The 26,728-nt window shown below is 71.8% G+C and carries 25 protein-coding genes and 1 pseudogene; 12 read left to right on the top strand and 14 right to left on the bottom strand.

The genetic code is table 11. The features are described 5' to 3' along the window. The 7 genes and pseudogenes from EST54_RS15840 to mce form a co-directional block, all read right to left on the bottom strand. Positions 1-598: pseudogene (locus EST54_RS15840) on the bottom strand (hypothetical protein); the annotation flags it as partial. Then, positions 595-1,878 carry an ABC transporter ATP-binding protein gene (locus EST54_RS15835; protein ID WP_129248267.1) on the bottom strand — a complete coding sequence of 428 codons (1,284 nt, stop codon included), beginning with the start codon at positions 1,876-1,878 and terminating at the stop codon, positions 595-597. The pseudogene EST54_RS15840 and the gene EST54_RS15835, both read right to left, overlap by 4 nt. A 163-nt stretch (positions 1,879-2,041) precedes the next feature. Beyond that, positions 2,042-2,815: an ABC transporter permease gene (locus EST54_RS15830; RefSeq protein ID WP_129248266.1), complete on the bottom strand. Its 774-nt coding sequence runs from the start codon at positions 2,813-2,815 to the stop codon at positions 2,042-2,044. 3 nt (positions 2,816-2,818) lie between these two features. Continuing rightward, entirely contained in the window at positions 2,819-3,856 is a 1,038-nt protein-coding gene (locus EST54_RS15825; protein WP_129248265.1) for an ABC transporter ATP-binding protein, read from the bottom strand. Positions 3,857-3,997: 141 nt separating this feature from the next. Further along, a complete protein-coding gene (locus EST54_RS15820; protein WP_093485204.1) occupies positions 3,998-4,936 on the bottom strand; it encodes a coiled-coil domain-containing protein in 939 nt (312 codons plus the stop codon). 113 nt (positions 4,937-5,049) lie between these two features. Continuing rightward, complete coding sequence (scy, locus tag EST54_RS15815) at positions 5,050-9,300, bottom strand: polarized growth protein Scy (protein WP_129248264.1); 4,251 nt, start codon at positions 9,298-9,300, stop codon at positions 5,050-5,052. A 208-nt stretch (positions 9,301-9,508) separates the two neighbouring features. Next, complete coding sequence (gene mce, locus EST54_RS15810; RefSeq protein WP_006603065.1) at positions 9,509-9,949, bottom strand: methylmalonyl-CoA epimerase; 441 nt, start codon at positions 9,947-9,949, stop codon at positions 9,509-9,511. A 173-nt stretch (positions 9,950-10,122) separates the two neighbouring features. Between mce and EST54_RS15805 the strand changes: the two genes are divergently transcribed. Further along, complete coding sequence (locus tag EST54_RS15805; protein ID WP_129248271.1) at positions 10,123-11,298, top strand: acetyl-CoA C-acetyltransferase; 1,176 nt, start codon at positions 10,123-10,125, stop codon at positions 11,296-11,298. Positions 11,299-11,371: 73 nt separating this feature from the next. Continuing rightward, positions 11,372-12,340, top strand: coding sequence for a methylmalonyl Co-A mutase-associated GTPase MeaB (meaB, locus tag EST54_RS15800; protein ID WP_129248263.1), 969 nt, complete (start codon positions 11,372-11,374; stop codon positions 12,338-12,340). Positions 12,341-12,421: 81 nt separating this feature from the next. Here meaB and EST54_RS15795 read toward each other — a convergent pair whose 3' ends face one another. Further along, entirely contained in the window at positions 12,422-13,114 is a 693-nt protein-coding gene (locus EST54_RS15795; RefSeq protein ID WP_129248262.1) for a PepSY domain-containing protein, read from the bottom strand. 110 nt (positions 13,115-13,224) lie between these two features. On the opposite strand from EST54_RS15795, the gene EST54_RS15790 reads away from it, so the two are divergent. Next, positions 13,225-13,938, top strand: a complete 714-nt coding sequence (locus tag EST54_RS15790) for a response regulator transcription factor (RefSeq protein WP_129248261.1) — start codon at positions 13,225-13,227, stop codon at positions 13,936-13,938. 4 nt (positions 13,939-13,942) lie between these two features. Continuing rightward, positions 13,943-15,349, top strand: a complete 1,407-nt coding sequence (locus EST54_RS15785) for a sensor histidine kinase (RefSeq protein WP_129248270.1) — start codon at positions 13,943-13,945, stop codon at positions 15,347-15,349. Positions 15,350-15,443: 94 nt separating this feature from the next. Here EST54_RS15785 and EST54_RS15780 read toward each other — a convergent pair whose 3' ends face one another. The 4 genes from EST54_RS15780 to EST54_RS15765 all read right to left on the bottom strand — a co-directional run bounded on the left by EST54_RS15780 (position 15,444) and on the right by EST54_RS15765 (position 18,096). Further along, the gene (locus EST54_RS15780) at positions 15,444-15,920 is read right to left on the bottom strand and encodes a MarR family winged helix-turn-helix transcriptional regulator (protein ID WP_006603059.1); all 477 of its coding nucleotides are present in this window, start codon (positions 15,918-15,920) and stop codon (positions 15,444-15,446) included. 117 nt (positions 15,921-16,037) lie between these two features. Further along, on the bottom strand, positions 16,038-16,811 hold the full coding sequence (locus EST54_RS15775) for an AIM24 family protein (protein WP_129248260.1): 774 nt from the start codon (positions 16,809-16,811) through the stop codon (positions 16,038-16,040). Beyond that, on the bottom strand, positions 16,808-17,458 hold the full coding sequence (locus EST54_RS15770; RefSeq protein ID WP_129248259.1) for an AIM24 family protein: 651 nt from the start codon (positions 17,456-17,458) through the stop codon (positions 16,808-16,810). Before EST54_RS15770 ends, EST54_RS15775 begins: the two co-directional genes overlap by 4 nt. Beyond that, entirely contained in the window at positions 17,458-18,096 is a 639-nt protein-coding gene (locus EST54_RS15765; protein ID WP_129248258.1) for an AIM24 family protein, read from the bottom strand. Before EST54_RS15765 ends, EST54_RS15770 begins: the two co-directional genes overlap by 1 nt. A 255-nt stretch (positions 18,097-18,351) precedes the next feature. Between EST54_RS15765 and EST54_RS15760 the strand changes: the two genes are divergently transcribed. Both EST54_RS15760 and EST54_RS15755 read left to right on the top strand, forming a co-directional pair. Continuing rightward, on the top strand, positions 18,352-18,702 hold the full coding sequence (locus EST54_RS15760; protein WP_129248257.1) for a DUF3817 domain-containing protein: 351 nt from the start codon (positions 18,352-18,354) through the stop codon (positions 18,700-18,702). Then, on the top strand, positions 18,699-19,004 hold the full coding sequence (locus tag EST54_RS15755; protein ID WP_129248256.1) for an MTH1187 family thiamine-binding protein: 306 nt from the start codon (positions 18,699-18,701) through the stop codon (positions 19,002-19,004). Before EST54_RS15760 ends, EST54_RS15755 begins: the two co-directional genes overlap by 4 nt. 7 nt (positions 19,005-19,011) lie before the next feature. On the opposite strand, the gene EST54_RS15750 is transcribed toward EST54_RS15755, so the two are convergent. Continuing rightward, positions 19,012-19,998: an ArsR/SmtB family transcription factor gene (locus EST54_RS15750; RefSeq protein ID WP_129248255.1), complete on the bottom strand. Its 987-nt coding sequence runs from the start codon at positions 19,996-19,998 to the stop codon at positions 19,012-19,014. 86 nt (positions 19,999-20,084) lie between these two features. On the opposite strand from EST54_RS15750, the gene EST54_RS15745 reads away from it, so the two are divergent. The 4 genes from EST54_RS15745 to EST54_RS15730 all read left to right on the top strand — a co-directional run bounded on the left by EST54_RS15745 (position 20,085) and on the right by EST54_RS15730 (position 24,286). Continuing rightward, the gene (locus tag EST54_RS15745) at positions 20,085-21,452 is read left to right on the top strand and encodes an MFS transporter (RefSeq protein ID WP_129248254.1); all 1,368 of its coding nucleotides are present in this window, start codon (positions 20,085-20,087) and stop codon (positions 21,450-21,452) included. A gap of 32 nt (positions 21,453-21,484) precedes the next feature. Beyond that, complete coding sequence (locus tag EST54_RS15740) at positions 21,485-21,994, top strand: MarR family winged helix-turn-helix transcriptional regulator (protein WP_129248253.1); 510 nt, start codon at positions 21,485-21,487, stop codon at positions 21,992-21,994. Positions 21,995-22,057: 63 nt separating this feature from the next. After that, entirely contained in the window at positions 22,058-22,390 is a 333-nt protein-coding gene (locus EST54_RS15735) for a DUF3817 domain-containing protein (protein WP_129248252.1), read from the top strand. 195 nt (positions 22,391-22,585) lie between these two features. Continuing rightward, positions 22,586-24,286, top strand: coding sequence for an acyl-CoA mutase large subunit family protein (locus EST54_RS15730; protein ID WP_129248251.1), 1,701 nt, complete (start codon positions 22,586-22,588; stop codon positions 24,284-24,286). Between the two features lie 66 nt (positions 24,287-24,352). Here the strand turns inward: EST54_RS15730 and EST54_RS15725 are convergent, their stop codons facing one another. Next, complete coding sequence (locus tag EST54_RS15725; protein ID WP_129248250.1) at positions 24,353-24,961, bottom strand: hypothetical protein; 609 nt, start codon at positions 24,959-24,961, stop codon at positions 24,353-24,355. Between the two features lie 132 nt (positions 24,962-25,093). On the opposite strand from EST54_RS15725, the gene EST54_RS15720 reads away from it, so the two are divergent. Both EST54_RS15720 and EST54_RS15715 read left to right on the top strand, forming a co-directional pair. Continuing rightward, complete coding sequence (locus EST54_RS15720) at positions 25,094-25,432, top strand: WXG100 family type VII secretion target (RefSeq protein ID WP_129248249.1); 339 nt, start codon at positions 25,094-25,096, stop codon at positions 25,430-25,432. A gap of 91 nt (positions 25,433-25,523) precedes the next feature. Then, positions 25,524-26,705, top strand: coding sequence for a WXG100-like domain-containing protein (locus EST54_RS15715; RefSeq protein ID WP_129248248.1), 1,182 nt, complete (start codon positions 25,524-25,526; stop codon positions 26,703-26,705). The last annotated feature ends 23 nt before the right edge of the window (positions 26,706-26,728 follow it).

Raw genomic sequence — 26,728 nt, 5'->3', positions numbered from 1 at the left:
GCCCCCGGTGGAGCCGCTGTCCGAGGGCGCGGCCACGGACTGTGAGGGGCTGCTGGGCCTGCGGGTGGTGCTGAGGGTGCTGCTGGGACGGGGCCGGGGCCGGCGGCTGTGCCTGGGGCTGGCCCTGCGGCTGGCCCTGGGCCTGGAGCATCATCGTGCCCGCGTTCCTGCCCGGTCCGTGTGCCGCGAGCGGCTGCGGCTCGGCGGGCTGCTGGGGCTGGAGCATCATCGTGCCGGCTTCCCGCGCCGGCGCGGGCGGTGCGGGCTGCCCGGGCGCCTGCTGGGCCTGGAGCGTCATCGTGCCCGCCTCCTTGGCGAGCGGCGGCCGGCCGGTGGGCTGCTGGGCCTGGAGCATCATCGTGCCCGCTTCCCCGGCGGGCGGGGGCTGCTGACCGGGCTGCTGCGGCGCCGGCTGCTGTCCGTGCTGCTGTCCCGGCTGCTCCGGTGCGGCGGGCGGCGCCTGGGGCGGCCGGCCCTGCGGCGGTTGCGGCGCGGGGGGCGGCATCGGCGGCGCGGCCGGCAGCGGCTGCTGGGCGCCGGTGTCGTCGGGTCCGCGCTCAGGCTGCGGCTGGGGCTGCGGCTGCTGAGGGCTGGTCATCGGGCGTCCTCGTGGTGCGGCGTGGGCTGGTCGGCGGGGGCGGCGGGCGGTGCGACCGGGGTCGCGGGCGGCATCGGCGCGGCGGGCTGGTGCCCGTACGGGTGAGGCGCGCCGTACGACTCGGGTGCCCCGTACGGGTGACCCTGAGCCGGCGCGGGCGGCGGATGGCCCGGTCCCGGAACGGCGCCGGGCGCCTGCTGGGCGTACGGATTCGGCTGCCCCTGGCCCGGGACGCCCGCCGGGACCTGGCCCGGGACGCCGGGCTGACCGGCCGGGTGGCCGGGGCCACCCGCATACCCCTGCGGCACGGGACCCTGCGGGGCGTACCCGGCGGGGGCCTCCTGCAGCCCGGCCCGCGCGTCGGCCGTCGAGCGGTAGTCCACGGCGCCCTGCGTCATCCGCATGTACGCCTCCTCCAGGGACGCCTGGTGCGGCGACAGCTCCCACAGCCGGACCTCGGCCGCGTGCGCGAGGTCGCTGATGCGGGGGAGCGGCAGCCCGGTCACCCGCAGGGCGCCGTCCGGCTCGGGGGTGATCTGCCCGCCCGCCTCACCGAGCGCGGCGGTCAGCTTCTCGCGCTGCTCCGGCTCGGTGTCCGGGGTACGCACCCGGGCGAAATCGGCGGAGTTGGCCGAGATGAACTCCTTGACCGACATGTTCGCCAGCAGCTGGCCACGGCCGATCACGATCAAGTGCTCGGCGGTCAGCGCCATTTCGCTCATCAGGTGCGAGGAGACGAAGACCGTACGGCCCTCGGACGCCAGCTGCTTCATCAGATTGCGCACCCACAGGATGCCCTCGGGGTCGAGGCCGTTGACCGGCTCGTCGAAGAGGAGTACCTGCGGATCGCCGAGCAACGCGGCGGCGATGCCCAGCCGCTGGCCCATCCCGAGCGAGAAGCCGTTGGAACGCCGCCCCGCGACGTCCTGGAGACCGACCACGCCGAGCACCTCGTCGACCCGGCGGGCCGGGATGCCCGACAGCTGGGCGAGCGAGAGCAGATGCTGGCGCGCGCTGCGCCCGCCGTGCACGGCCTTGGCATCGAGCAGCGCGCCCACCTGGCGCGGGGCGTTGGGCAGCTGGCGGTAGGGACGGCCGGCGATGGTCGCGTGCCCCGAGGTCGGTGAGTCCAGGCCCAGAATCATGCGCATCGTCGTCGACTTGCCGGAGCCGTTGGGCCCCAGGAAGCCGGTCACCGTGCCCGGCCGTACCTGGAACGACAGGTTGTACACGGCCGTCTTGGCGCCGTAGCGCTTCGTCAGGCCGACTGCCTCGATCATTCTCCGCCCCTCGCGAGATGGTCGGGGCAGAGGCGCCCTCGTACCCCCGTGAGGGTTAGGAGGCTATCCGTACATTGACGGTTCCCGTCAATCGGACCGGGGCGCGCCGCCTCCGGTGGAGAGGCCGGCGGGCCGGTGTGGGGCCTGGACCCGTCGGACAGCCCTACGCGTCCCGCCGCTTCAGCAGGACGTAGCCGCCGAGCAGCGCCGCCACCGTCCAGGCGATCATGATGCCGAGGCCGCCCCACGGCCCGTACGGCACATCGCTGTTGGCGGGCGTGACCACCTGCATGATCTTCGAGCCCGCCTGGTCCGGCAGATAGCGGCCGACCTTCCGGGTCGCCGAGACGTTGCCGAGGATGTTCGAGATCAGGAAGAAGAACGGCATCAGGATGCCCAGCGACAGCATCGGGCTGCGCAGCATCACGGCCACCGCCATCGAGAACAGCGCGATCAGCGTCATGTAGAGCCCGCCGCCGAACACCGCGCGCAGCACCCCCGGATCGCCGAGGTGCGCGCGCAGATCACCCAGCATCGCCTGTCCCGCGAAGAAGGCCACGAAGCTGGTCGCCAGGCCGACGACGAAGACCAGCGCGGTGGCCACCAGCAGCTTGCAGAACAGAAAGGTGCCGCGCTGCGGAACGGCCGCCAGCGAGGCACGGATCATGCCGGTGCTGTACTCGTTGGAGACCACCAGCACGCCGAAGACGATCATCGCGAGCTGGCCCAGCCCCATCCCGGAGAAGCTGATGTTGGTGGCGTCGAACGACAGCCGCTCCCTGGCCGGCATGGACTGGAAGTCGTGGTTGGTCAGGATGCAGATCAGCATGCCCAGCGCGATGGTGAGCACCGCGGCGATGCCCAGCGTCCACACCGTGGACCGCACCGACCTGATCTTGGTCCACTCCGACCGAATGACCTGCCCGAGCGCCGCCATCCGTCAGCTCCTCTTCTTCTGCCAGTCGGCACCCCAGCCGGTCGGCTGCGCCTCGCCGGGGCGCGCCCCGGCCGGCTGCGGGGCTCCCGGGGCCCGGCCACCCGGCGGGGAGCCCGCCTGTGCCGGCACCGGCTCGCCGTCGCGGGCGTGATACTCCACCGAATCCGCCGTCAGCTGCATGAACGCCTCTTCCAGCGATGCCTGCTGGGGGCTCAGCTCGTGCAGCACCAGCTGATGCGCCGCGGCCAGCTCGCCCAGCCGGTCGGCGGGCACCCCGTCGACCTCCAGCGAGCCGTTGCCGGCCGCCACCGCGTCGATGCCCTCGGAGTGCAGCAGATCCAGCAGCTTCTCCCGCTCCGGGGACCGCACCCGGACGTACGACCGCGAGTTCTGCTGGATGAACTCCCGCATCGAGGTGTCGGCCATCAGCCGCCCCTGCCCGATCACGATCAGATGCTCGGCGGTCAGTGCCATCTCACTCATCAGATGCGAGGAGACGAACACGGTCCGGCCCTGGGCCGCGAGGTTCTTCATCAGGTTGCGGATCCAGTGGATGCCCTCGGGGTCGAGGCCGTTGACCGGCTCGTCGAAGAGGAGTACCTGCGGATCGCCCAGCAGCGCCGCGGCGATGCCCAGCCGCTGGCTCATCCCGAGCGAGAACCCCTTCGACCGCTTCTTGGCGACCCCGCTCAGCCCCACGGTGTCCAGCACCTCGGTGACCCGGCTGCGCGGAATGCCGTTGCTCTGTGCGAGACACAGCAGATGGTTGGCGGCGCTGCGGCCGCCGTGCACCGACTTCGCCTCCAGCAGCGCCCCGATGTACGTCAGCGGATCCTGCAGCTGCCGGTAGTGCTTGCCGTCGATCCGGACCGTCCCCGCCGTCGGATTGTCCAGGTCGAGCATCATCCGCATGGTGGTCGACTTGCCCGCGCCGTTGGGGCCGAGGAAGCCGGTGACGATGCCGGGCCGCACCGTCAGAGTGAGGTCGTCCACGGCGACCTTGTCGCCGTAATGCTTGGTCAGCCCCTCGAGCTCGATCATGTACGGGACCCTAAGCGCGCCCCGGAGCCCCTGCCACCGGAGCGCGGCCACCCGGCTGACCCCCGGTACGCATCACGCCCCCGGACCACCACACGGGCGGTACGGGGGCGTGGGAAGCAGCGGGCCGATACTGCTGGTCAGTCAGCGGGTCTGCTGGGCGGGGACGCCGCGGGTGACGGTCTCCTCGTCGCCGGGGGCACCGGCCGCGGCCACCGCCGCACCGGTCAGCGTCGCGAGCATTTCGCGGACGTTGGTCAGCTGCGCGTTGATCGAGTCGCGGCGGTTGGTCAGCGCCGCCAGCTCGCGCTCGGATTCGCTGCGGATACGGTCCGCCTTGGCGTTGGCGTCCGCCACGATGTCCTCGGCCTGGCGCTGCGCGGTCTCCACCGTCTGGCGGGCCCGGCGCTCCGCGTCCGTGCGCAGCTTCTCGGCCTCCAGGCGGAGCTGCTCGGCGCGGTGCTCGATCTCCGCGAGCCGCTTCTCGGCCTTGGCCTGACGCGAGGCAAGGTCGCGCTCGGACTGCTCACGGCGCTTGGCGAGGTTGGTCTCGAAGTCCGCGGCGGCCTGGGCGGCCTTGGCGCGGGTCTCCTCGAAGAGGGAGTCCGCCTCCTCGCGCTTGGACTGCGCGTCCTTCTGCGCCTCGGCGCGCAGCGTGGACGCCTCGCCCTTGGCCTTCTCGACGATCCGGGCGCCCTCGTCCTCCGCCTTCGACTTGCGCTCGGCGGCGAACGCCTCCGCGTCGTTGCGGACCTGCTGGGCGGCCGACTCGGCCAGCTCACGGTGCTGCTCGGCGGCCCGGCGGGCCTCCTCGCGCAGATCCTTCGCCTCTTCCTCGGCGAGACGGAGGATCTTTTCCACGCGTGCACCCAGGCCCGCGTAGGACGGTTCGGCGTCATTGACCTGCGCCTGGGCGTTCTGCGTTTCGAGGTGCAGCTCCTCGATCCGCTTTTCCAGCGACGTGATGCGGGCCAGCGCGCTGTCGCGGTCCGCGACGAGCTTCGTAATGCGGTCATCCACCTGACCGCGGTCGTACCCACGCCGCACGAGCTCGAAGCCGAAGGGGGAGGAAGTGTCGCTCATGGGGTTCCTGTCGAAGAGACCGGTGAGGTGATAAGGAGAATCCTAGGGGTCACAACGGCGTGTCATCGAGTCATTGCCCGTTTGATCTGGAGAATGACCCCTCATTTGAGTGGCTACCCTTCAGACTGCTTGCCACTCGAACGAGTTGCCCCCGCTCCGGCGGCTGCCTTCACACCACCGCCCTTGCCCTCCCCGTTTCCGCCGGGCGTCTCGAACGATTCCAGGGCCTCCAGGACATCCTGGACGCGGGAGATTTCGGCGTTGATGTCCTCGCGCCGGCGCACCAGAACCTCCAGCTCCCGCTTGCCCTCGTCCACGATCCGGGTGGCCTCCCCCTCGGCCTCGCGGCGCATCCGCTCCGCGTCGCGCACCGCCTCGGCCTTCTTGTTCTCGGCCTCCTTGATCAGACCCTCGGCCTTCTTCACCGCCGAGATCCGGACCTTGCTCGCCTCGCTGTTGGCGTCCGCGACCATCCGGTCGGCCTTCTCCTCGGCCTCCACCTGCTGGGCGGTGGCCTGCGCGATGAGCTTGTCGACCCGCTCGCCGGCGTTCTTCATCGTCTCCGCCGACTCCCGGCGGGCCCGCTCGTGCAGCTCCTCGACCTCGGACTCGATCCGCTGGCGCAGCTCCTCGGCGCGCTCGCGGATGCCGGTGGCGTCCCGGCGGGCCTCCTCCAGCAGGGTGTTCGCGTCCGTACGGGCCTTCTCGACCCGCTCGTTGCCGTCGGAGGTCGCCTCCGCGACGAGCCGCTCGGCCTCCTTGCGGGCTGCCCCGACCATCGTGTCGGCCTGCTCCTCGGCGGCGGTGGCCGCCTTGAGCGCCTCCTCCTGGGCCCGGGCGACGAGCTGGTCCGCCTGCTCGGCGGCGTCCCCGCGGCGCCGGGAAGCGTCCTTGCGCGCCTCGTCCAGCAGCCGGTCCGCCTCCTCCTGGGCCTCGGTCCGGGTCCGCTCGGCCGCCGCTTCGGCGTCCTCCTTGAGCTTCGCGGACTCGTTGCGGGTGCGGTTGGCGTGCTCCTGCGCGGCGGTGACCGTCTCGGCCGCCTCCGCCCGCAGCCGGTCCGCCTCCGCGGTGGCCGTCGCGACCATCCGGTCCGCCAGCTCCCGGGCATCGGCCCGGGTACGGTCCGCGTCCCGCTCGGCGTCCGCGGTCGTTTCCGCCGCCTCGGTGCGCAGCCGCTCCGCCTCGGTCGCGGCCTCCGACATCAGCTGGTCGGCCTGCTCCGCGGCGTCCGAACGCGTCTTGTTCGCCGCCTCGCGCGCCTGGTCGCCGGTGCGCTCCGCGTCCAGCCGGGCGTTCTCCAGCGCCTCGGCGGCCTCGGTGCGCAGCCGCTCCGCCGTCTGCGTCGCCTCCGACACCAGCGCCTGCGCCTGCTGCTCGCCCTCCGTACGCAGCCGGTCGGCGGCCTCCTGGGCCTCCTGGACGATGCGGTCGGCGTCGTCCTGCGCCGAAGACGTCAGCTCGGTGGCCTCGGTGACGATCCGTTCGGCTTCCGTACGGGCCTCGGTGATCAGCCGGTCGGCCTGCTCCGCGGCGTCCGAACGCATCCGGTTCGCGTCGTCCCGTGCCTCCGCACGGGCCCGCGCCGCGTCCTGCTCGCCGGACGCCAGCGCGTCCGAGGCGTCCGTGCGCAGCTGCTGGGCCTTCGCGGTGGCGTCCGCGACCAGCTTCTCGGCCTGCGCGTTCGCCTCCGACATCAGCCGGTCGGCCTGCTCGGCGGCCTCGGTGCGCGCCGTGTTGGCGTCCCGGCGGGCCTCGTCGAGGACCCCGGCCGCCTCGGCGCGCAGCCCCTCGGCCTCCTCGATGGCCTCGGAAACCGCCCGCTCCGCCAGGGACTTCGCGTCGTCCCGTGCCTCCTGCGCCTCCTGGCGGATGCGTACGGCGTCCTCCGAGGCGCGCTCGCGCTCCTCGGAGGCCTCCTTGCGGAGCCGGTCCGCCTCGTCCTGCGCCTCGGCCTTCGTACGCTCCGCGGCGTGCTCGGCCGCCGAACGCAGCCCGGCGATCTCCTCACCGGCCTGCTCGTGCAGCCCCGCGACCGAGTCCCGCACCTGCTGCGCGGTCTGCTCGGCCGCCGCCATCAGCTCGCCGGCCCGCCGGTCGGCGTCCTCGACCAGCCGCTCGGCCTCCTCCTGCGCCTCGCCGACCCGGGTACGGGCCGCCGCCAGCAGCTCCTCGCTCTGCTCGCGCGCCGCGGTGCGCTCCTGGTGGGCCTCCTCGCGGGCCTCGCCCAGCAGCTGCTCGGCCTCCCGGCGCCGCCGCGCGGCCTCCTCCTGGGCCGCGGCCAGCGCCTGCGCCGCCTCGGTGCCCGTGCGCTCCGCGGCCGTCGCCGCCTCCGCACGCACCCGGTCCGCGGTCTCCTGCGCCTCCGCCTTCAGCCGCTCCGCCTCGGCCGTCGCCTCGCCGCGCAGCCCTGCCGCCGCCGATTCGGCCTCGGCACGCGCCGCCGCCGCGTCCGCGGCGGCCTCCGTGCGCAGCCGCTCGGCCTCCTCCTCGGCCTGCTGCTCCAGCATCCGGCGCCGCTCCGCGGACTCCGCCTTGAGGCGGGCGGCCTCCTCCTGGGTCTCCCGGCGCAGCCCCTCGGCCTCCGCGCGGGCGTCGCGCTGCTGCTGCTCGGCGGCGGTGACCTTCTCCTCCGCCTCGGTGCGCAGCCGGTCCAGCTCGGCCTGCGCCTCGGCACGCCGCTCCTGCGCGGCCTGCTCGGCCTCGGCCCGCAGCCGTGCGGCGGACTCCTCCGCCTCGGTGGTGACCATCTCCGCGGCCTGGGCGCCCTCGGTGAGCAGCTCCTCGGCCTCCGAGCGGGCCCGCTGCAGGGCTTCCTCGGCCTGCCGGCGCAGCGCCGTGGCCCGTTCGATGGCCTCCGTCCGCACCCGCTCGCTCTCCGCGACGGCGCCCGAACGGGTCTCCTCGGCATCGTTCTTGGCCTTGCCCAGCAGCTCCTCGGCGGACCCGGCCGCCTCCTCGATCTGCTGGACCGCCTCCCGGCGGGCCTCGCTGCGGATCCGCTCGCCCTCGGCGACCGCGTCCGCCCGCAGCTGCTCGGCCTCCCCGCGCAGCCGCCGCGCCTCCTCCTGGAGTTCGACGGTCTTGGCGCGGTACTCCTTGGTGTCGTCCTTCGCCGCGCCCTTGAGCTGCGCGACGGTGTCGTGCGCCTCTTCCCGCAGCCGGTCCGCCTCGGACTCGGCCTCCCTGCGCAGCCGTTCGGCCTCCTCCGCCGCCGCCTTGGTGGTGGCCTTGGCGTCCTCCGACGCCTTGGTCAGCACCTCCTCGGCGGTGCGCGCGGCCTTCGCCAGCTGCGCCGCGGAGTCCTCGGCCGCCTGGGACCGGGCGCTGTCCTGCGCCTCGGCGATCAGCCGTTCGGCCTCCGTGGCGGCGTCGGCCCGCAGCTGCTCGGCCTCGGCTTTGAGCGCCTCGGCCTCCTTGGTGGCCTCCCCGACCAGCCGGGCGATCTCCGCCTTGGCCGTACGGGTGCGCTGCTCGTTGTCCGACTCGACCGCCGACAGCCGCTTGGAGGCGGCCTGCTGCGCCTCCTCGACCAGCTTCTCCGCCTCGGCACGCGCCTCGCGCAGCGCCGTGTCGGCCTCCTGGATGCGGGTCTCGGCGGTGCGGGTCAGCTCCGCGGCCTGCCGGCGCGCCTCCTCCGACTCGCTGCCGACGCTGGTACGCAGCTGCTCGGCCTGGTCGGTGGCCTCCTGGGCCTGGCTGGAGGCGGCGTTCAGCAGCCGCTCGGCGTCCGTACGCGCCCGGCGCAGGATGGATTCCGCTTCGGCGCGGGCCTGCTCCGCCTCGGCGCCGAGCCGCTCACGGGCGCGTTCGGTCAGACGCTGGGCCTCGGCCCGCGCGGCTGCGAGCGCCTGCTCGGCCTCCGCCCGGGACTCCTCCATCAGCCGGCGGGCCTGCGACTCTGTACGGGCGCGCAGCTGTTCGGCCCAGGCGACGTTCTCGTTGACGTGTGATTCGACGGTCTGCCGGCGTTCGTTGAGCTCCTCGTCGAGCCGCTGGCGGCGGCCGACCGCCTCGGCGTGCAGCTCGGCCTCCAGCCGGGACTGCCGCTCGGCCTGCTCCTGGAGCAGCCGCTGGGTCTGTGCCCGTGCCTCGCGGACCTCCCGCTCGGCGTCCGAACGCAGCTGGTCGGCCTGGATCTGCGCATTGCGCAGCAGCTGTTCGGCCTGATGGCTGACGTTGTCGTAGGCAGGGCGCGTCGCGAGGTTGCGGCGCGCCTCATGGAGCTTGGCGCGCAGCACCTCGACCTGATAGCCGAGGTCGTCGGCGTGCTGGACCGCCTTGTCCCGCTCGCTCTTCAGCCGCTCCATCTCGGCCTCGAACTGCGAGAGGTGGTCGTCAGCCTCGTAGCGGTCGTTGCCCCGCACTGCGCGGTCCCATCCGTCCCCTGGTCATGGTGGCGGCCGTCTCCGGATTCTGCAGCGCTCGTCCCGTACACGTCACGTCGTACGGACTCGCGCCCCTCGGAGCTGACCCTTCCGAAGAAATGGTGTCAGATCATCGGCAGGGTATGGACCGAGCCCCACTCCCTTACCCCGGCCGAAGCTGCACTCTACCGGCCGGGGAAGGCAAAGGTCAGTGCTCTTCCGCCGCGGGGGGCGCCGCGGTGACAAGTTCGGTCAGCACGCCGTGGCAGTCCTTGGGGTGCAGGAAGGTGATCCGCGACCCCATCGAACCCGTCCTGGGCTCGTCGTACAGGACCCGGACGCCCTTGCCGCGGATGGCCTCGGAGTCGCCGTCCACGTCCGCGGTGCCGAAGGCGATGTGATGGACTCCCTCGCCGTTCTTGGCAAGCCACTTGCCCACCGCGGAGTCCTCGCGGGTGGGCTCCAGAAGCTGGAGATACGAGGCACCGCCGTCCGAGGTCTCATTGATCTTGAGCATGGCTTCCCGGACTCCCTGCTCCTCGTTGACCTCGGAGTGGAACACCTCGAAGCCGTACGTGGCACGGTAGAACTCGACAGTCTTGTCGAGGTCGAAACAGGCGATCCCGATGTGGTCGATTCGCGTCAGCATGGCTCCAGTGCACCCCTCGCATGGCTGGTTACGCAACGTGCGCGCGATCACACCTGCTTCCCGGTGACCCCGGGCGTACTGCTCAGTACATTGACGGGAACCCTCGTTAACTTCCCTGCAAAGGAAGGCCGCACCGCATGTCTGCAACGAACGGCACCAACGGCAGCACCTCAGTGATCGTGGCGGGAGCGCGCACCCCCATGGGCCGGCTCCTGGGATCCCTGCGGACCTTCTCCGGCGCGGATCTGGGCGGCGTCGCCATCAAGGCGGCACTGGACCGGGCGGGCATCGGCGGCGATCAGGTGCAGTACGTGATCATGGGCCAGGTCCTGCAGGCCGGGGCAGGGCAGATCCCGGCACGTCAGGCGGCCGTCAAGGCCGGTATCCCGATGAGTGTCCCCGCCCTGACCATCAACAAGGTCTGCCTCTCCGGCCTGGACGCCATCGCCCTGGCCGACCAGCTCATCCGCGCCGGTGAGTTCGACGTCGTCGTCGCCGGCGGCCAGGAGTCCATGAGCAACGCCCCGCACCTGCTTCCGAAGTCCCGCGAGGGCTACAAGTACGGCGCCGTCGAGATGCTCGACGCGATGGCGCACGACGGCCTCACGGACGCCTTCGAAGGCATCGCCATGGGCGAGTCGACCGAGAAGCACAACACCCGTTTGGGTATCGCCCGACCGGAGCAGGACGAGGTCGCCGCGCGCTCCCACCAGCGGGCCGCCGCCGCCCAGAAGAACGGGCTCTTCGAGGCCGAGATCACCCCCGTGGAGATCCCGCAGCGCAAGGGCGAGCCGGTCGTCTTCAGCAAGGACGAGGGCATCCGCGGCGAGACCACCGCCGAGTCGCTCGGCAAGCTGCGCCCGGCCTTCGCCAAGGACGGCACGATCACCGCCGGCAGCTCCTCGCAGATCTCCGACGGCGCCGCCGCGGTCGTCGTCATGAGCAAGGCCAAGGCCGAGGAGCTCGGCCTGGAGTGGATTGCGGAGATCGGCGCCCACGGCAACGTCGCCGGCCCCGACAACTCCCTCCAGTCCCAGCCCTCCAACGCCATCAATCACGCGCTGGCCAAGGACGGCCTCGCCGTCGGTGATCTTGACCTGATCGAGATCAACGAGGCGTTCGCGGCCGTCGCCGTGCAGTCGGTGAAGGACCTCGGAGTGTCGCCGGAAAAGGTGAATGTCAACGGCGGCGCGATTGCGCTGGGTCACCCGATCGGTATGTCCGGCGCCCGCATCGTGCTGCATCTCGCGCTGGAGCTGCGCCGCCGCGGCGGTGGCGTGGGTGCTGCCGCACTGTGCGGTGGCGGCGGCCAGGGTGACGCGCTGATCATCCGCGTTCCGGGTAAGTAACCGACGAGCTCGTACGCCCCGCGCGTACGAGTGCCCGAACCGCGTACGAGCGAGCCGAAGGAGCCGAGCGGCGATGGTGGACGTCCCCCAGCTGGTGGAACAGGCACGGCAGGGCCGGCCCAGGGCCGTGGCCCGGCTGATCTCCCTCGTGGAGGGGGCGTCGCCGGAGCTGCGCGAGGTGATGGCGGCCCTGGCGCCGCTCACCGGCAACGCGTACGTGGTCGGGCTGACCGGCTCGCCCGGCGTGGGGAAGTCCACCACCACCTCCGCGCTGGTGTCGGCCTATCGCAGGACCGGCAAGCGGGTCGGGGTGCTCGCCGTCGATCCGTCCTCGCCGTTCTCCGGGGGCGCGTTGCTCGGCGACCGGGTACGGATGAGCGAGCACGCCTCCGATCCCGGCGTCTACATCCGTTCGATGGCCACCCGAGGCCATCTCGGCGGGCTCGCCTGGGCCGCACCGCAGGCGATCCGCGTGCTGGACGCGGCGGGCTGTGACGTGGTCCTCGTCGAGACGGTCGGCGTCGGCCAGTCCGAGGTGGAGATCGCCTCGCAGGCCGACACGAGCGTGGTGCTGCTCGCGCCCGGCATGGGCGACGGCATCCAGGCGGCCAAGGCCGGAATCCTGGAGATCGGCGACGTCTACGTGGTCAACAAGGCGGACCGGGACGGCGCCGACGCCACCGCCCGCGAGCTCAACCACATGCTGGGACTGGGCGAATCCCGTGCGCCCGGCGACTGGCGGCCGCCGATCGTCAAGACCGTCGCGGCGCGCGGCGAGGGCGTGGACGAGGTCGTCGAGGCGCTGGAGAAGCACCGGGCCTGGATGGAGGAGCGGGGCGTCCTGGCCGAGCGGCGCCGTGCCCGCGCGGCCCACGAGGTCGAGACGATCGCCGTCACGGCACTGCGGGAGCGGATCGGCGATCTGCGGGGGGACAAGCGGCTGGATGCGCTGGCCGAGCGCATCGTCTCCGGCGAGACGGATCCGTACCGGGCGGCGGATGAGTTGGTCGATGGGCTGACCAACGGGGACAACGGGGGCTGAGCGCCGGGCGCGTGGCGGCCGAAACGGCGCGACCCCCGTCCACCGCGAACGGGGACGGGGGCCTGGCCGGGGAGCCCGGGGTCAGTCGTCCGAGCCGTCGTTGTCGTCGGCGTCCTGCGCCGGTGCCGCGGTCAGCTTGCCCGACTGCGGGTCGGCCAGGAAGGTGTGCTCCTTGCCGTCCTTGGTGATCGTCTCGACCTCCCAGGCGGGCTTCGGACCGTGGTCGTCGTCCAGCTCGACGGAGGTCACCGTGCCGCGCGGGGCCGCGGAACGGGCGGCCTCCGCCGCGGTCGTCCGGGCGTTCGTGAGGGCGGCGCGCTGCGGGCCGCGGTCGTCGTCGTCCCCGCGGTCGAGGTGCTGGTTCAGCACCCGCGCGGTGCCGGCGTCGAGGGTGACCTCGTGCTGCTTGCCGTCCTTGCCGAGTACCTCCGCGTCCCAGACCAGGCCGGGGCGGTCCGCGTCCAGGTCGAGGCCGGTCACGGTGCCGGGGACGGCCTTGAGGGCGGCGGCCGCGGCGTCCGGTGCGGTCACCTTGGCGGCCTTCGCCTCGCGGATGTCCCCCTGGCCGTCGTTGCCGTCCGCCATGCGGATGCTCGACCGGCCGTCCTGCACCTGGGCGGTGCCCGGGCCGGACGGTGCCGTGTGGGCGGTCTGCTGTGCCGCGGCCTGCGCGCCGCCGGAGCCGCTGTCGCTGGTGGCCGCGACGGCGGTCACCGTGCCGCCCGCGATGAGGGCGGCCGCGGCGGCGGTGGCGATGATGAGGTGGCGCTTCATGTGGTTTCTCCCCTTGCGATCGACTGTGCCCACACCGTGACGGATCGAAGCTGAAGGGGAGCTGAAGCAGCCTGAAGGGGCCTTCAGGTTCCGGATGGCAGGGTGGGCGCATGCACCCGCCCGTATCGCGCCACGCCCATCCCGGCGCCGCACGCCGCCCGTTCCGGCTCCTGATCGTCGAGGACGAGAAGCGGCTGGCCCTGTCGTTGGCCAAGGGCCTGATGGCCGAGGGGTACGCGGTCGACGTGGTGCACGACGGTCTGGAAGGGCTGCAACGGGCGGGCGAGGGCGGCTACGACCTGCTCGTGCTCGACATCATGCTCCCGGGGATGAACGGCTACCGGGTGTGCGGGGCGCTGCGCGCCGCCGGTCACGAGATGCCGGTCCTGATGCTGACCGCCAAGGACGGCGAGTACGACGAGGCCGAGGGCCTGGACACCGGCGCCGACGACTATCTGACCAAGCCGTTCTCGTACGTGGTGCTGGTGGCGCGGGTGAAGGCGCTGCTGCGCCGGCGCGGCCGGAGTGCCGAGCCGGTGCTGCGGGTGGGGTCGCTGGCCGTCGACCAGGGGGCGCGGCGGGTCGAGCGGGACGGCGACGGCGTGGTGCTGACGGCGAAGGAGTTCGCCGTGCTGGAGCAGTTGGCGCTGCGGGCGGGCGAGGTGGTCTCCAAGGCGGAGATTCTGGAGCATGTCTGGGACTTCGCCTATGAAGGCGATGTCAACATCATCGAGGTGTATGTGAGTGCGTTGCGGCGCAAGCTCGGCGCCGGCCACATCGTGACGGTGCGCGGCGCGGGATACCGGCTGGTGGCCGATGGGTAGGGCGCTGGGCTCCGTACGGGCCAGGGCGGCGGCGGGCGCGACGGTGGTGGTGGCCCTGGCGCTGGTCGCCGCGGGGACGGCCGTGCTGCTGGTGCTGCGCGGCCATCTGCAGAACCAGGCGGGGCTGCAGGCCGAGGTCGCGGCGCGGGACGTGGCCGGCCAGATCGCGACGGGGACGCCGTACGGCAAGCTGGACCTGCCGGACGGTGAGGACCGTCCGGTGGTGGTCACCGGCGACGACGGGCGGGTGCTGGCCGTCGGTGAGGACGTGCGGGCCGTGGACGGGAAGCCCGTGGGCGCGGGGCAGGGGGCGCCGGGCTCCGGGCCGGGGCGGTCGGCGGACGACGAGGACGGCGACGACGACGGGCCGCGGCTCAGGCCCGGGGAGATCGATGACGATGTCGACCTCCGGGACGGGAGCGCCGACGTCGGGGGGAAGGTGGCCGGCTACCGGTTCGCGGCGGTCGAGGCCAAGGACAGCCGGGGTGCGCAGGCGACGGTGCGGGCGGGGTCGGCGCTGGCGCCGGAGGAGGACGCCGTCGCGTCGGTGCGCGACGCCATGCTGATCGGGCTGCCGCTGCTGCTCGTGGTGGTGGCGGGGGTGACCTGGCTGGTCACCCGGCGGGCGCTGCGGCCGGTGGAGGGGATCCGCGGGGAGATGGCCGCGATCACGGCGAGTACGGATCTGAGCCGGCGGGTGCCGGTGCCGTCGTCGCGGGACGAGATCGGCCGGCTGGCGCGGACCACCAACGAGACGCTGGCGGCGCTGGAGCTGTCCGTGGAGCGGCAGCGGCGGTTCGTCGCCGATGCCTCGCACGAGCTGCGCAGCCCGATCGCGAGCCTGCGCACCCAGCTCGAAGTGGCGGTGGCGCATCCGGAATTGCTGGATGTGCCGGGTGCGGTGGTGGACACCGTGCGGCTGCAGCGGCTGGCGGCGGATCTGCTGCTGCTGGCCCGGCTGGACGCGGGGGAGCGGCCGGCGGACACCCGCGTCGAGCTGGCCGCGATGGTGCGCGAGGAGACCTCGCAGCGGGTCGCGGACCGGGTTCCGGTGCGGATCGGGGAGCTGGCGAGCGGGGAAGTGGCAGGGTCGCGCGGTCAGTTGGCGCGGGTGCTGGGGAATCTGCTGGACAATGCGCAGCGGCATGCCGACGGGTCCGTACGGGTGGCCGTGGTGCGCGAGGGGGAGGAGCTGGCGCTGCGGGTCGAGGACGACGGGCCCGGGGTGCCGGAGAGCGAGCGGGAGCGGATCTTCGAGCGGTTCGTGCGGCTCGACGACGCACGGGCCCGGGACGACGGCGGGGCGGGGCTGGGGCTGGCCATCGCGCGCGATGTCGCGGTGCGGCACGGCGGCTCGCTGGCCGTGCGCACGGGGTCGGTGTTCGAGATGCGGCTGCCGGTGGCCGGCTGAGCCCGGCCGGCCGGGCCCCGGCCCGCTCGGGGAGCCGGGGCCCGGCCGCTCGGGGAGCCGGGGCCCGGCCGCTCAGGGGGCCGAGTCCGGCCGGTCAGACGCCGCCGCGCTCCGTGCGGAGGTGTTCGGCCACGGGGGTGAGCGAGGCGCGCAGCGCTTGGAGGTCCTCGGCCGAGAACAGGTCGATGAAGTGCTTGCGGACCGATGCGACGTGGTGGGGGGCGACCCGGCGCATGGTGTCCCAGCCTTCCTCGGTGAGCACGGCGTAGAGGCCACGGCGGTCCGACTCGCAACTCTCGCGGCGCACCAGCCCGGCGTTCTCCATCCGGGTGATCTGGTGGGAGAGACGGCTCTTGGACTGCAGGGTGCTGGCGGCCAGGTCGCTCATCCGGAGCCGGCGGTCCTCGGCCTCGGAAAGGTTGACCAGGATCTCGTAGTCGTTGTTCGTCAGGCCGAACGGTTGCAGATCGCGCTCGAGTTGGTGCATCAGCAGTCTGCTGACGTCCAGATGAGTGCGCCAGGCACGCTGCTCCTGGTCGGTCAGCCAGGGGGTGTCGCTGTCGGTCGTCATGGAGGAATTCTACCCGTAAATGTTGAATACTGAATTAAATGGGTGGGGGTGGCGACTCGACCGGCGGGGGGCCGGGTGTTGGTCAGACGTTCGAGGTCACCGTCCGCAGAGTACCGCTCACAGGCCGAAACGGCGCTGGAGGCTCCCGAGGTTGCCGGGCAGCTGGGGCAGTTGTGAGCCACTTTGCGGGACGTGTCCGCCCGCGCCCGGAACGCCCGCTTCGGTGGGTACTGCCCCGGTTGCCAGTTCCGGCATCAGCTGCTCCGTCGACTGCAGCAGCACCGTGCCGGCGCCGACGAACTCGAATTGGTGCTCCTCGCCGGACGCCCCGCCGATCCCGGTGTGCGCCCGCAGCCCGCCCAGGAATCCGCGCAGGTACTGATGGTCGTAGTGGTGGCACGGGGACGGGCAGTCCGCCCAGCCGACGAGCGCCTGGGGGTCGACCCGGATCGGCGGCTCCATGAAGACCACCGGTCCGTTGGACGCGGCCACGAACTTGCCCGTACCGATGAGGGTGAGAAAGCCCGGGATGATGGACTGCTTCAGCGACAGAGATGGCTGAAATGCGAGCAGGTTGCCCGAGCGAATCGTCAGATTGCCGTCCTCCAGATCGAAGGAATTCACATCGAAGGCACGGTCCGCCAGCAGCATTTTTCCGCGGCCCTCGGCGACGACCCAGTCCGCGGCGTGCAGTGGCGAATGGAAACTGCCGGCGATCAGACGGTCCAGGCGGCCGTGTCCGATGCCGTGGAAGTCGATCTGCCCGTAGTAGGCGATCATCTTCCCCTTCTGCAGGAACCACTGGCCGTTCAGCTCGACGCTGAAGGCGTAGGCGTGGACGTTGTCGTCGGAGGGGAGCGAGGAGACGTCGTGGATGACGGGACCGGTCAAAGCTTTTCCTCCGAGGCCTGGACGTAGACGGTGCCCTGGCCCGACAGCTCCAGCTGGAAGGCCTCGCCCGAGCCGCGGCCGACCATGTCGCGCCAGCCGAGCGCCGTGGACAGTTTGTTGCGGACGTCGCCGCGGTGGGCGACATAGGCCTGCGGGTCGACATGGACCGGGCGCTGGGGGGTGATCGGCAGTTCGATGACGCCGCCGTGCGCCATCACCGCGACCGAGCCGACGCCCTTGAGGGTCGTGGTGAACAGGCCCTGGCCGGTGACCTGGCCGCGCACCATGCCCATCACCCCGCCCTGGGAGCCCATGAACATCGTGCCCTGGTGCAGCGAGCCGTCGAAGGCCAGCAGCCGGTCGGCCTCGACGTAGAGCGTCTCGCCGGTCAGGTCGACGACATGGACGTGATGGCCGCCGTGCCCGAACATGACGGTCCCGGTGCCCTCGACGGTCATCAGGGGGGTGGCCTCGCCGGCGATCCGGCGGCCGATCATGGAGCCGACACCGCCCTGGCCGCCCTGGATGTTCGGGGTGAAGGAGACCTCGCCGCGGTAGGCGAGCATCGCGCCGCGCTGGCTGAAGAGCCGCTGGCCCGGACCGATCCGGGCCTCCACCATGCGGGAGTTGAGCGCCGTGAACGGCATCAGACCTCACCGCCCACGGTGTTGCGCTCGCTGGGCTGGACGTAGACCAGACCCTCGCCCTCGAAGCGGATCTGGAAGGCCTCGCCGGAGCCTTCCCCGAGGAAGGTGCGGAAATTGACCCCGGACTGGAAGTGCTGCCGCAGGTCGCCGGTGTGGGCGACATACGCGCCCGGGTCGACCTGGAGGGGGGACTGCTTGGTGACCCGCAGCACCACCGCGGGTCCGTCGGAGATGATCGCCGCCTGGCCGCTGCCCTCGACGGTGGTGGTGAACAGGCCGTGGCCCTGGGAGGCGCCGCGCAGGCCGGTGAAGGTCGTGCCGGTACGCAGCGCGGCTTCCGTGCACAGGAGGTTGTCGGCCTCGACGTACAGCTTCTCGCCCTGGAGCCGGACGAGGTTGATCTCGCTGGCGCGGTCCGCGAAGTAGCAGGTGCCGTGGCCCTTCACCTCCATCACGGCCATCTGCTCACCCGTGAGCCGCCGGGTGACCATGCCGCGCAGGCCCTCGCCGCCGCCGGTCATCTTCTTGAACGACATCTGGCCGTCGTACGCGACCATCACACCGTTTTTCGCCTTGACGGCGTCGCCCGTCATGTCGACGGCGAGCACCTTGCTCCCCTGGAGCCGAAACTGAGCCACGCGTCAGACGGTAGTCGGCGCCGGCCGCCCGCGGCAGGCCCCGTGACCCTGACTTCGCCCTGATCTCCGGGCGGTGCGCGTCGGGGGTGCCGGTGGCCACGGCCCCCCGGCGCAGTGATCGCCGGGGCGGCTGTAACAATGGGGCGAAGCTTGTGAACTCTTGCACAAGCAATGCGCCCGCCCGTCGCCCGACCTCCACCCCCACAAGACGGCGCTGCGCGCCGACCGCCCATCTGCCACCCGAACGAGGTTCCCGTGGACATCAAGACCGCTGCCGCCCTGCACCGACTGCGCCTGGCCTCCGTCCCGGAGGCCATCTCCTTCCCGGCGCTGCTGATCTTCGGCACCGGCTTCCGCCTGGCCTTCGACTACGACTCCCTGGTGATGCCGCTCGGCATGATCCACGGCCTGCTCTTCATCACCTACGTCGTGCTGCTGCTGGACGTGTGGAACCGCACCAAGTGGCCCGTCAAGCGCGTCGCCTTCTTCTTCGTACTGGCGATCGTCCCGTTCGGCGGCCTCTACGGGGACCGGGTCCTCAAGCGTGAGGAGGAGGCCGGCGTGATCGCGGCCCGCGCCCGCAAGGAAGGGGTGCTGAACGCATGATCGTCGCCTTCTCCGTGAGCCCGCTGGGCGTCGGCGAGGACGTCGGTGAGTACGTCGCCGACGCGGTCCGGGTCGTCCGCGAGTCCGGTCTGCCGCACCGTACGGACGCGATGTTCACCTCCGTCGAGGGGGAATGGGACGAGGTCATGGACGTCGTCAAGCGCGCGGTCGCGGCCGTCGAGGCCCGCTCCGCGCGGGTCTCGCTGGTGCTCAAGGCCGATATCCGGCCCGGTGTCACGGACGGCCTGACGTCGAAGGTGGCGACCGTGGAGCGGTACCTCGCCGACGGCGACGCCCCCTGACCCGCGCTCAGCCGCCCGCCGCCAGCGTGATCCCCAGCGGCGTGCGCTCGTAGTGCACCCGGTGTCCGTCCCGGCGCGCGGTCAGCAGCCCGGCGTCGCGCAGCACGGCCAGATGCCCCGAGACGGAGGACGCCGCCAGTCCGAGGCGGTGGGCCAGGTCCGTCGTGGTAGCGGGCGTGTCGAGGGCGGCCAGTACGGCCGCGCGGTTCGCTCCCAGCAGCCGCGCCAGCGCCGGGCCGGTCTCCGGCTCGGTCCACAGCCCGCCGATGCCGCGCGCCGGGTAGATGACGGTGGGCTGCCACGGCGGGTCGAACCCGCTGACCACGTCCGGCCAGACGAAGACGCTGGGCAGCAGCAGGACCCCGCGGCCGTCCAGGTCCTGCATCTGGACGAAGTCGGTACGGGTGCGGACGGTGAGGGTCTCACCCGACCAGGACAGCCGCGGATGCAGATCGGCGAACAGCCGCCGCAGTCCGCCGTCCGCCAACTGGCGTGACCGGTAGGCGATCTCGGCCTCCAGCAGCGCCCGCAGCCGGGGCCAGTCCGGGGCGAGCAGCGCCCGCCAGGCCCGTTCGGTGACATCCGCCAGCTCTCGGACCGCCCGTGCCGGATCCGCCAGCGCGGCCCGGCCGCGCGCCGAGCGCGCGGCATCCGGCCGGCCCGCCAGCGACTTGGCCATCTCGGCGCGGGCCAGGGCCGGATCGGTGGCCCGCAGCCGGGCCAGCTCCTCGTCGAAGCCCGCCATCGGGGCCTCCGGCGGGCGGCCCAAGAAGTCGGGGGTGTAGCCCGGGGGCGACGACGGCATGAAGAGCCACAGCGGTGTCAGGTCCAGGCCGGCCAGGGTCCGGCGCATCCGGCGCAGCCACGGGGCGTGATAGCCGTGCCGATCGGTGCGGCGCAGGGTGCGTACCGCCTCGTGGGTCTCGCACAGCGGGGAGACGGCGAAGCGGACGCGGAGGAAGTCGTCGGCGCCGAAGTGCAGGTTCACCGGCATGACCGGGCTCGCTCCCCTCCCCGACCCAGGATTCGGCTGGAGCCGAAAGAGTACGGGGCGCGGGCGGGCTCCGGCAGGCTGCGGCCATGCCTTCGCCCTCCGGGCCCGCGCCGTCGGGCCACACCCCCGCCTGCCCTGACGGCGGCCGAGCTGCGGACCGAGCTCCGCGCGCCGACGAGGCCCGTTCGGCCGGGTACCGCGCCGTCTTCGCCGTCCACGAATTCCGCTACGTCTTCGCCGCCCATCTGCTGTCCTCGCTCGGCGTGGTCGTCTGCGAGCTCGCGCTGTCCGTGCTGGTCTTCAGGATCACCGCGTCGCCGCTGCTCAGCGCACTGACCTTTGCGCTGGGGCTGCTGCCGTACGCCGTCGGCGGGACGCTGCTGTCGGCGGTCGCCGACCGCTGTCCGGCCCGGCGGGTGCTGGTCGGCTGCGATCTGCTGTGTGCCCTGGCGGCGGCCGGGATGGTGCTGCCGGGCACACCCGTCGCGGTCCTGCTGGCGCTGCGCTGTGTGCTCGCCGCCATCGCGCCGGTCTTCGCCGGCACCCGGGCCGCGACGCTGGGCGAGACCCTCGGCGAGGGGGAGCTGTTCGTGCTGGGGCGCTCGGTGATCCGCCTGGTGAACCAGGGCGCACAGCTCGCCGGGTTCGCGGCGGGCGGGCTGCTGCTCGCCGCGGTGTCCCCGCGGGCGGTGCTCGCGCTCACCGCGGGCACGTTCCTCGCCTCGGCCCTGCTGCTGCGGGTGGGGACCCGGGCGCGGCCGGCCCGCGGGGGCACAGGGCGCGGTGCGCTGGTGGGGGCCTCGCTGGGCGGTGTCCGGCGGCTGCTGGCCGACCGCCGGGTGCGGGCGCTGCTGCTGCTGACGTGGCTGCCGCCGGCGTTCGTCGTCGTCCCGGAGGCGCTGTTGGTCCCCTACTCCGGCCTGCTGGGGGTGGGACCGGCCGGGACGGGGCTGCTGCTGTGCAGCATGCCGATCGGTGCGGTGGTCGCGGAGAGCCTGGTGGGCGCGTTCCTCGGGCCGCGGGCCCGGGCCCGGCTGACCTTCCCCATGGGCGTCTTCGCCGTCCTGCCCTCGCTCGGGTTCGCTGCGCGGCCCTCGCTCGGCTGGGCGGTGCTGCTGCTGGTGCTGACCGGCACCGGGATCTCGTACAACTTCGGCGTCGACCGCTGGTTCGTCGCCGCGGTCCCCGAGGAGCTGCTGGGCCAGGCGATGACGGTGATGCAGGCGGGGCGGATGACCGTGATGGGGCTCGCGATGGGGCTGGCCGGGGTGGCCGCGCAGTGGGCGCCCCTGCGGGTCGTGATGCCGGCCGCGGGGGTGCTGGGGGCGGTCTGCGTACTGGCGGTGATCTCCGAGGTACGGCGTACGGCGCCGGGGCCGGACCGGGCGTCCGCCGGGCCGGTGCGCGGGGGTGGCCGGGGTCGGCGGCCGGGACCGAAAATGAGACGCGCCTGACCACGATGTGGCCGCCCGGTAGGGTCGGACGCGTGCCGAAGCCGCTCAGCCTTGCCTTCGATCCCATCGCGCGCGCCGACGAACTGTGGCGGCAGCGATGGGGTGCCGTGCCGTCGATGGCCGCCATCACCTCGATCATGCGCGCCCATCAGATCCTGCTGTCCGAGGTGGACGCGGTGGTCAAGCCGTACGGACTGACCTTCGCCCGGTACGAGGCGCTGGTGCTGCTGACCTTCTCCAAGGCCGGTGAGCTGCCGATGTCCAAGATCGGTGAGCGGCTCATGGTGCACCCGACCTCGGTGACCAACACTGTCGACCGCCTGGTGAAGTCCGGTCTCGTCGCCAAGCGGCCCAACCCGAACGACGGACGGGGCACGCTCGCCACCATCACCGAAAAGGGCCGTGAGGTGTGCGACGCGGCGACCCGCGAGCTGATGGCGATGGACTTCGGGCTCGGGACGTACGACGCCGAGGAGTGCGCGGAGATCTTCGCGCTGCTGCGGCCGCTGCGGGTGGCGGCGGCCGACTTCAAGGACGAGTGACCCGCCTCCCGTTCCCCGGGGGGCGGCGAAGATCGCCCCGGAACCGGTGGTTACGCTCGGGGCATGAAGCGAAGCGTCCTGACCCGCTACCGGGCGATGGCCTACATCACCGCCGTGATGCTGCTGGTGCTCTGCACCTGCATGGTGTTCAAGTACGGCTTCGGGATGGGGAAGGACCTCACCCTGGTCGTCTCCCAGATCCACGGCGTGCTCTACATCGTGTACCTGATCTTCGCCTTCGACCTGGGCTCCAAGGCCAAGTGGCCGTTCGGCAAGCTGCTGTGGGTGCTGGTCGCCGGGACGATCCCCACCGCCGCGTTCTTCGTCGAGCGCACGGTGGTCCGCGAGGTCGAGCCGCTGCTCGCCGACCGGACGCCGGAGCCGGTGAAGGCCTGACGGGGACCGCCCCGTTTGACGGCGGCCCGCCCCTTCTGCCGGCGGGCCCGCCCCTTCTCACGCGCCTGCCCTTCGAGGACGGGCGCGTTGTGTCGTGTGCGTCCAGTTACGGAAAGTGACAAAAGTGACCCGTGTGGCGACTCAGGGGCCCGCTCCCGTCGACAATTACTAGGACGTCCTAGTAAATTCGAAGGTATGGACGCTGATGCGATCGATGAGGGCCGCCGCCGCTGGCAGGCTCGGTACGACTCCGCCCGTAAGCGGGACGCGGACTTCACCACGCTCTCGGGCGATCCCGTCGAGCCGGCGTACGGGCCCCGGCCGGGGGACGCGGTCGAGGGGTTCGAGCGGATCGGGTGGCCGGGCGAGTACCCCTTCACGCGGGGGCTCTACGCGACCGGCTACCGCGGGCGGACCTGGACGATCCGCCAGTTCGCCGGCTTCGGCAACGCCGAGCAGACCAACGAGCGCTACAAGATGATCCTGAAGGCCGGTGGCGGCGGCCTCTCCGTGGCCTTCGACATGCCGACCCTGATGGGGCGGGACTCCGACGACCCGCGTTCGCTCGGCGAGGTCGGCCACTGCGGCGTCGCCATCGACTCCGCCGCCGACATGGAGGTCCTCTTCAAGGACATCCCGCTCGGTGACGTCACGACCTCGATGACGATCTCCGGCCCGGCCGTCCCGGTCTTCTGCATGTACCTCGTCGCCGCCGAGCGCCAGGGCGTCGACCCGGCCGTCCTCAACGGCACGCTCCAGACGGACATCTTCAAGGAGTACATCGCGCAGAAGGAGTGGCTCTTCCAGCCCGAGCCGCATCTGCGGCTGATCGGCGACCTGATGGAGCACTGTGCGCACGGCATTCCCGCGTACAAGCCGCTCTCGGTCTCCGGCTACCACATCCGCGAGGCGGGCGCGACGGCCGCGCAGGAGCTGGCGTACACGCTGGCCGACGGCTTCGGCTATGTGGAGCTGGGCCTCTCCCGCGGACTGGACGTCAACACCTTCGCCCCCGGCCTGTCCTTCTTCTTCGACGCGCATCTCGACTTCTTCGAGGAGATCGCCAAGTTCCGGGCGGCGCGCAGGATCTGGGCCCGCTGGATGCGCGACGTGTACGGCGCGACGAGCGAGAAGGCGCAGTGGCTGCGCTTCCACACCCAGACCGCCGGCGTCTCGCTGACCGCCCAGCAGCCGTACAACAACGTCGTACGCACCGCCGTCGAGGCCCTGGCGGCCGTGCTCGGCGGCACCAACTCGCTGCACACCAACGCCCTGGACGAGACCCTGGCGCTGCCGAGCGAGCAGGCCGCGGAGATCGCGCTGCGCACCCAGCAGGTGCTGATGGAGGAGACCGGCGTCGCCAATGTCGCCGACCCGCTGGGCGGTTCGTGGTTCATCGAGTCGCTGACCGACCGGATCGAGGCGGACGCCGAGAAGATCTTCGAGCAGATCAAGGAGCGCGGCCGGCGGGCGGTCCCGACCGGCGAGCACCCGATCGGCCCGATGACCTCCGGCATCCTGCGCGGCATCGAGGACGGCTGGTTCACCGGCGAGATCGCCGAGTCCGCCTTCCGGTACCAGCAGGCGCTGGAGAAGGGCGACAAGAAGGTCGTCGGCGTCAACTGCCACCACGGCTCGGTCACCGGCGATCTGGAGATCCTGCGGGTCAGCCACGAGGTCGAGCGCGAGCAGGTGCGGGTGCTCGCCGAGCGCAAGGCGGCCCGCGACGACGCCCAGGTGCGGGCCGCACTGGAGGACATGCTCACCGCCGCCCGCAACGGCGGCAACATGATCGAGCCGATGCTGGAGGCCGTACGGGCCGAGGCGACGCTCGGCGAGATCTGCGGAGTGCTGCGGGACGAGTGGGGGATCTATACGGAGCCGGCCGGGTTCTGAGCCGGCCGGGTTCTGGCTCTGCTCATGCGGGCGGGGCCGTCGCGCTGACGGCCCCGCCCGCACGTCTCAGCTGCCGGCAGTGAGGGCGAAGCCGAGGGCCGGGCTGATGACGAAGGCGCCGAAGAGGGCCGCCGCGGCGGCGCCGAGCACGATCTTGCGGGTTCGGGTGCCGGCGGTCGCCCGCCACGCCGCCCACTGCTGGGCGATCGTGCGAGTGGTGGCATCGAAGCGCGTGAGCCAGGAGAAGAGCAACACGGGGACGATGAAGAGGAGACCGCCGAAGCCGGTGGCGAAGTTTCCTATGGCTGCTCCGCGACCGGCGACGGTGTAGGTCGCGGCGGACAGGGCGCTGAGAACGGTGCTGTCGCCGTGCCCCTGGACCGCGAGTTCGAAGCCCGGGTCGTACCCGGTGTCGAGGTTGCCCAAGGACGCCTTGTTGTCCACGGTCTTCCCGTCGTCCGAGCGGAACGTGCCGTTGCAGTCGTAATACTGCGAGGCCGTGGAGCGGTGGCTTGTGCTTTCCCGGACGCATTCCTTGACCGTGAAGATTCCGTGCGTGCCCGTGAGGCCCGCCGAGGTCAGCCCTTTGACGAAGAAGACGGTGAAGAACACCAGAGCGACAGCGAGGAAGAAAAGGTGCCCGCATAGCGTCTTCAAAGGTGTCTTCCCAGACATCTGCGGAGAGTTGGACATTGAGGGAATTCCCTTTCATGGTCATCGGCCGGGACTCCGGCAGGCACAGACATCGGCTACCGTACGGCACACGCTTCGGCGGATTCCTGATGCAGCCGAGAATAAGGGGGACCCATGGCAGGCTCCGGATACGACGTGGATCCGGCCGTCCTGACGTCGCAGGGCGGAGTCTTCAATGGTATTGGCTCTGATTTCAGCGGTGCCGCAAAGAAGTTGGCGGCCACGCTCAAAGAGGCTGAAGACTGGGGCGACGACGATTTGATCAAGTATTTCATGGACGTCTATGCGCCGGTGAGTGCAGGTCTCGTGAAGTCGATGCCCACCCTTGGTGAAGGTCTCTCCACGATCGGGGAGAAACTCGAGGCGACGGGTGGGCATTACGCCACCACCGAGCAGGACCAGCACGATCACCTTGCCAAGTTCGCGGCGAACCGCCCCAAGTTCGCGAATTGACGCCGAATCAACTCGGTAGACCCCCACAACACCCCATAGAACAACAACGAAAATACGCTTCCCGGGGGAGTGAGTCATAGTGGCCACCATCATGCTTCCTGTCGAGGTCGACTGGGTCCTCGATCTACTGGGCTTCCAATGGCCCAATATCGACGAGGACAAGATGCGCGACGCGGCTGAGGCCTGGAGTAACTTCGCCGCCTCCGTTCGTTCGGCCCAGCAGCAGGGCGACGGCGCTGCCAGCACGGTGCGCGGCGCCAACTCCGGCGAGGCGATCGAGGCATTCGAGAACAAATGGAAGAAGTTCTCCGGAGGCGGTTTTCTCGATGAGTCCGCCGAGGCCGCCGAGGCGCTTGCCATCGTGCTGCAGATCGTGGCCACGATCATCATGGTGATGAAGCTCGCGGTGATTGCCCAACTCATCGCGCTGGCCTTCGAGTTCGCGGCCGCCCAGGCCGCCGCGCCGGTCACGCTGGGGGCCTCCGAGGCCGGGGCGGCCGCCGCCACGGCGACCACCCGGGTCATGGTTCGCCAGATCATCAGCAAGGCGAAGGACCAGATCATCCAGGCCATCAAGGACGCCATCGCCCAGAAGGTGAAGCGGTCGGGCAGGGAGATCGCGATCGATCTGGCCAAGGAACTCGGTATCGACGCCGGCAAGAAGCTCGCCGGGAACCTCGCCACGCAGGGGATCAAGGGCCACTTCGGGGCGCAGAAGGGGTTCTCCTTCGGGGCTGCGGGTGAGGCCGTGGCCAAGCCCTTTGTCGACAAGGGGACAGAGGTCGTCGACGGAGCCAAGGGTGTGGGCGAGGTCGGCCAGGGTCTCGGAAAGATGGCGACGGGCGATGTCGGCGAGGGCCTCACGCAGGCCTACGAGGGGGAGCAGAAGGTCGCCAAGGTGGCCAAGACCGCTTACGGCGCCACCTACAAGGACCCCGAGCCGGCCGGCTCGGGTGACGGCACGTCGTCGGAAGGCGGCGACGGCAGCTCCTCCGAGGGCGGTTCCAGTTCCTCGTCGTCCTCGTCCTCGTCCGAAGGCGGGTCCGGCGGCTCGTCCGAGGGCGGCTCCAGCGGTTCCTCCGAAGGCGGCTCCGGCGGTTCCTCCGAGGGCGGCTCCGGCGGCTCGTCGTCCTCCAGCGGCGGCTCCGACGGCTCGAACTCGTCGTCCGCTGCCCCCGCGGGCGGAGCTGCCAGGTCCCGCGCCGAGAGCAACACCGACACCGACAACGACGGCCAGGACGAGGCCGCACGCGTCCGCCACGCGTTCGGCTGACGCAGACCCGTACCGTCCGACAG

Source organism: Streptomyces sioyaensis, from assembly GCF_004122735.1.
Lineage (GTDB): Bacteria > Actinomycetota > Actinomycetes > Streptomycetales > Streptomycetaceae > Streptomyces > Streptomyces sioyaensis.
This window is presented reverse-complemented; position numbering and strand designations above follow the sequence as displayed.

Excerpts from the sequence above, each read along its gene's own strand:
- EST54_RS15835 (WP_129248267.1), bottom strand. The coding sequence starts at position 1,878 with ATGATCGAGGCAGTCGGCCTGACGAAGCGCTACGGCGCCAAGACGGCC.
- EST54_RS15830 (WP_129248266.1), bottom strand. The coding sequence starts at position 2,815 with ATGGCGGCGCTCGGGCAGGTCATTCGGTCGGAGTGGACCAAGATCAGG.
- EST54_RS15825 (WP_129248265.1), bottom strand. The coding sequence starts at position 3,856 with ATGATCGAGCTCGAGGGGCTGACCAAGCATTACGGCGACAAGGTCGCC.
- EST54_RS15820 (WP_093485204.1), bottom strand. The coding sequence starts at position 4,936 with ATGAGCGACACTTCCTCCCCCTTCGGCTTCGAGCTCGTGCGGCGTGGG.
- mce (WP_006603065.1), bottom strand. The coding sequence starts at position 9,949 with ATGCTGACGCGAATCGACCACATCGGGATCGCCTGTTTCGACCTCGAC.
- meaB (WP_129248263.1), top strand. The coding sequence starts at position 11,372 with ATGGTGGACGTCCCCCAGCTGGTGGAACAGGCACGGCAGGGCCGGCCC.
- EST54_RS15795 (WP_129248262.1), bottom strand. The coding sequence starts at position 13,114 with ATGAAGCGCCACCTCATCATCGCCACCGCCGCCGCGGCCGCCCTCATC.
- EST54_RS15790 (WP_129248261.1), top strand. The coding sequence starts at position 13,225 with ATGCACCCGCCCGTATCGCGCCACGCCCATCCCGGCGCCGCACGCCGC.
- EST54_RS15780 (WP_006603059.1), bottom strand. The coding sequence starts at position 15,920 with ATGACGACCGACAGCGACACCCCCTGGCTGACCGACCAGGAGCAGCGT.
- EST54_RS15770 (WP_129248259.1), bottom strand. The coding sequence starts at position 17,458 with ATGCCGTTCACGGCGCTCAACTCCCGCATGGTGGAGGCCCGGATCGGT.
- EST54_RS15755 (WP_129248256.1), top strand. The coding sequence starts at position 18,699 with ATGATCGTCGCCTTCTCCGTGAGCCCGCTGGGCGTCGGCGAGGACGTC.
- EST54_RS15750 (WP_129248255.1), bottom strand. The coding sequence starts at position 19,998 with ATGCCGGTGAACCTGCACTTCGGCGCCGACGACTTCCTCCGCGTCCGC.
- EST54_RS15745 (WP_129248254.1), top strand. The coding sequence starts at position 20,085 with ATGCCTTCGCCCTCCGGGCCCGCGCCGTCGGGCCACACCCCCGCCTGC.
- EST54_RS15735 (WP_129248252.1), top strand. The coding sequence starts at position 22,058 with ATGAAGCGAAGCGTCCTGACCCGCTACCGGGCGATGGCCTACATCACC.
- EST54_RS15730 (WP_129248251.1), top strand. The coding sequence starts at position 22,586 with ATGGACGCTGATGCGATCGATGAGGGCCGCCGCCGCTGGCAGGCTCGG.
- EST54_RS15725 (WP_129248250.1), bottom strand. The coding sequence starts at position 24,961 with ATGTCTGGGAAGACACCTTTGAAGACGCTATGCGGGCACCTTTTCTTC.
- EST54_RS15720 (WP_129248249.1), top strand. The coding sequence starts at position 25,094 with ATGGCAGGCTCCGGATACGACGTGGATCCGGCCGTCCTGACGTCGCAG.
- EST54_RS15715 (WP_129248248.1), top strand. The coding sequence starts at position 25,524 with ATGCTTCCTGTCGAGGTCGACTGGGTCCTCGATCTACTGGGCTTCCAA.